Here is a 692-nt window from a genome sequence, read left to right as displayed (position 1 = left end):
AGAACGGCAAGCCGGTCCGCGAGACGCTGGCCGCCGACATCCCGCTGGCCGTGGACCACTTCCGGTACTTCGCCGGCGTCGTGCGCGCGCAGGAGGGCAGCATCGCGGAGATCGACGCCGACACCGTCGCGTACCACTTCCACGAACCGCTGGGCGTGGTCGGCCAGATCATTCCGTGGAACTTCCCGATCCTCATGGCCACGTGGAAGCTGGCCCCCGCGCTGGCCGCCGGCAACTGCGTGGTCATCAAGCCGGCCGAGCAGACCCCGGCCAGCCTCCTCTACGTCATGGAGCTGATCGCCGACCTGCTCCCGCCGGGCGTGGTCAACGTGGTCAACGGCTTCGGCGTGGAGGCGGGCAAGCCCCTGGCCTCCAGCCCGCGCGTGGCGAAGGTGGCGTTCACCNNGAGCCCGAACATCTTCCTGCCCGACGTCATGGCCGGCGACGACGACTTCCTGGACAAGGCGGTCGAGGGCTTCGTGATGTTCGCTCTCAACCAGGGCGAGGTCTGCACGTGCCCGTCCCGCGCCCTGATCCCCTCGTCGATCTACGACGACTTCATGGCCCGCTGCGTCGAGCGCACCCGGGCCATCCGCGGCGGCGACCCGCTGGACCCGGACACCATGCTCGGCGCGCAGGCGAGCAACGACCAGTACGAGAAGATCCTCTCCTACCTCGACATCGGCAGGAAG

At 69.0% G+C, this 692-nt stretch carries 1 protein-coding gene; it reads left to right on the top strand.

The window, feature by feature from the left end; genetic code table 11:
- Positions 1-692, top strand: a 692-nt coding sequence (locus CCL05_RS43430) for an aldehyde dehydrogenase family protein (RefSeq protein WP_143590083.1), incomplete at both ends; no start/stop codon positions are given.

The organism is Streptomyces africanus (assembly GCF_002150735.1).
Taxonomy (GTDB): domain Bacteria; phylum Actinomycetota; class Actinomycetes; order Streptomycetales; family Streptomycetaceae; genus Streptomyces; species Streptomyces africanus.
This window is presented reverse-complemented; position numbering and strand designations above follow the sequence as displayed.